General features: G+C 49.2%; 2 protein-coding genes. Both read left to right on the top strand.

Annotated elements, in window-relative coordinates:
- Positions 1-2019 (top strand): Ig-like domain-containing protein (locus H9S92_RS00455; protein WP_187464764.1); only part of this gene is annotated, 2019 nt, incomplete at its 5' end.
- A 133-nt stretch (positions 2020-2152) separates the two neighbouring features.
- Positions 2153-3762, top strand: a 1610-nt coding sequence (locus H9S92_RS00450) for a DUF7507 domain-containing protein (RefSeq protein WP_222935919.1), incomplete at its 3' end; no start/stop codon positions are given.

The raw sequence follows: 3762 nt of genomic DNA, 5'->3' as shown, positions 1-3762 counted from the left end.
GGCATCTCCATTGCGACTTATCTGAACGGGGCATTTGTTGAATCTTTCACCGCCAATGACCCCTTGGTGCGGGTTACGCTGCTCAGTGGCAGCGCCGATGTTGCCTTCATCGGCTTTCCCAGTACGGCAGCCTTCAATGAGGTAAGGATTTCGGTGGGTGGACTGATTAATGCCAGTGTATTGGGCGACTTCATCGTCTACTATGCCTACGTTCGAGCAGATTCGGACGGGGATGGTGTTCCTGACTGTCTGGACAAGTGCTGCGCAGGAGATGATCAACTGGACGGTGATGGAAACGGTATTCCGGACGCCTGTGATGGAATGCCCGTTGCGGTCAACGATACCTTTGAACTTTTTGTGGAAGACCCCGTGGTATTGGACGTACTGGCCAATGACGATTTCGGTCCTGATTTACCCGGTACCAATGCCATTCGTATCGTCCTTTTGCCGGAAAATGGTGTAGCTACGGTGAATGATAATGGCACTCCTGCTGATCCCACGGATGATTTTATCGATTACCTCCCTGCGGCAGGTTATCAAGGTGTAGATTCATTACGTTACCTTATTGAAGACTCAAATGGGAGTACTGATACGGCAACGGTGAGCATCATCATACAATTGAATACTCCCCCTGATGCGGTGGACGACAGCGTAATCGGACAAGAAGATACACCTTTGGTCATCGCTGTTTTAAATAATGATACAGATCCAGACGGTCCGGACACGCTGCTGACTGTAGTGCAGGGCGTAGTCAATGGAGATCTGATGCTTAACGCCGATGGAACCTTTACCTATACTCCAGATGGAGATTTCAACGGCTTGGACAGCTTCCGTTATTCCTACTGCGATAATGGAGTTCCTAGTCTTTGCGATACCGCCACTGTGAATATTTCGATCAGTCCCATCAATGATTTGCCCCTGGCAGAGGACGATATGGCGATTACGGATGAAGGTGTTGCAACCAATATACCTGTGCTAGTCAATGACAATTTTGGGGGTGATGGACCGAGTGGAGGAGAGATCATTGTCACGATGCCTCCAGCTAATGGTGATGCGACGGTAAACAACGCTGGTACTCCCAACGACCCGACGGACGATACGGTGGACTATACGCCAGCTGTAGGGTTCAGTGGTGCTGATAGTTTCGAGTACCAAATTTGCGATGCGGACGGTGACTGCGACAGCGCGACGGTAATGGTCACCGTTAATCAGGTATGCATAATTATTGAAGCGTTCTTGTTCTTAGAGGGGGCACTGGTTAATCCTCAAACAGGAACCTATCAAACCAGCATGCGTACTACCTTGAATGATTCCAGGCTGCTTCCTGGCCAGTTTAGCGAGAATCCTTTTACGGGTGACATATACACTCCTCCCTTAGGAGCTACCGGGCAGGTTTACAATATTGCTCCCTGGAATTATCTAGGCCCGGAGGGTAATGCGTACGATTCCGGTGGAAATGCTGCGATGGCTAGTGCGAATTATCCGGTAGGTGTAGTGGATTGGGTATTGGTCTCCCTTCGTAGCAATCCGCTCAACGTAAATGAGTCGTTCTGTCGCCAGGCTGCGCTGCTGTTTAGTGACGGGCATATAGAATTAGTTAATAACTCCGGCTGCTGTAATTTAGACATGAGTCAGAGTTATTATCTGGTTGTCGAACACCGCAACCATTTGCTTGCAATGTCACACCAAGCGGTAGCAGTAGCAAATGGAGTCATTTCTTATGATTTCCGGGACAAGCAATCTTATTTAAACGACCCGTTTGGGGCAGGGAATCTGGTAGGGCAAAAAGAAGTGATCCCAGGATTTTTTGCACTATTTGCGGGTAATGGAGACCAGTCTTCACTTGGTACGGAGGATACGGACATTACGGTGGCAGACTTTTCAAAATGGTTCAATAATGGTCCTGAGTCCCAGGAGTATAATTTGGTGGACTACAATATGGATGGGGACATCAGTTCTCTCGACTTTGAACTGTGGCTGTCTAACTCCCCCCTTAATTCCACCGTGCCAAGAGACTAGGAGCATGTTTAAATTTCCGCATGCTCTAAATACATTTCCTGGATGAGAAAATCACATTCTTATCTAAACACATTGCAAACTAGTAGACATTCACCAGTGAGGATCTTCTTAAGGCCTCAAAAAACATTCAAATATGAACAGGATTTTATTCACTTTAATGACTTTAGCATGGCTTATTCCCTTAAGTGGACAGGTAAGGACGCTCACCTGGAGTGTTGGTGATGTTCAAGTCGCTTGCGGAACCCCGCGCCAGATTTGTTACCCCATCACGGTTGCTATCGACGATCCGTCGGATAGCCCAGCACTGGCAACAAGCACGATTCGTTTCTACTATGACGCGGGATACCTCAGTAACTTAAATGTTGCCAATGTGCAGAATGGCTACACCATCAGCGGATTGAATCAAAGCAACGATGTATTCGGTGATGTATTCAACTTCACTGGTGGCGGCGGTCGGTACGTACAGTTCAATTTGTTGTCGAATGACAACAATTTGATCGGTCTTTCCACCCTGCCTGTTCGGATTGCTGATTTCTGTTTTACCGTAGAGCCCACCGCCACTTTCCCTCTTTGTGCACCCATTGTGTTTGATAATAATCATTGTGGTGCCGGACAGGGAATAGACGCTGATGATGGTTACCAGGACAACAATGCTGGCATTGTGGGCTTGATTTACTTCAATGGAGTCACGAACAATGCTATCCTTGTAGATGATGAGGTCATCAATTATCTTTGGACAGCCAATCCCGCATTTGATTGCAACCTTGATATGCTAACAGACAATGTTGGAATGACGGTGGGCACGGATTGCATTGAAGATGTGTGTAATGCCAATATTGGCCTCGTCAAAACTTCTGTCCTCGATTCTGATAACGGAATAATTACTTACACTTACACCGTTACGAACACTGGACCTGCAACACTTTATGACATAGAAGTAACGGAAGAAGGAGGTACCTTTAGTGGTTCTGGAGCACCTCCAACGCCTGTTTATTTAAGTGGAGGTGCCGATCTGGATGGCGATGGAGACGCGTTCGATTTGTCACCTGGTGCTGTTTTGGTTTTTACGGCCACCTATACAATATCTCAAATAGATATTGACGCAGGCTCTGTTACCAACCAGGCACTTGGAGCAGGGTTTTTACTGGGTAGCCCAGATCCGGTGACCGATCTTTCTGATGAATCAAGCCCGCTAGACGGAGAAGATGATCCAACGGAGACCCCCATTCCACAAACGCCCGACCTGGGACTGATCAAGATGAGCAGCTACGATGCCGTCACGGGGGTAATCACGTACACTTACACGGCGACCAACACGGGCAACGTCACTTTGGACGACATCACGGTCACGGAGCAAGCCATTGACTTTACGGGGACGGGCACGCTCCCGGTACCGACATACGTGAGCGGCGGAGCCGATCTGGACGGCGATGGCGACGCATTGGACCTCGCGCCGGGTACGAGCATGGTATTCACCGCCACGTACACGGTGACGCAAGCCGACATCGACGCAGGCGGGGTATCTAACCAGGCCTTAGGAACGGGAACGGACCCCAACGACATGCCGGTGACGGATGAATCGGATGACGACAGCAACGTGGAAGATGATCCCACGGAGACGCCGGTTCAGCAGACGCCCGACCTGGGACTGATCAAGATGAGCAGCTACGACGCCGTCACGGGGGTAATTACGTACACCTACACGGCGACGAATACGGGCAACGTCACTTTGGACGACATCAC

The organism is Neolewinella lacunae (genome assembly GCF_014349155.1).
Lineage (GTDB): Bacteria > Bacteroidota > Bacteroidia > Chitinophagales > Saprospiraceae > Neolewinella > Neolewinella lacunae.
This window is presented reverse-complemented; position numbering and strand designations above follow the sequence as displayed.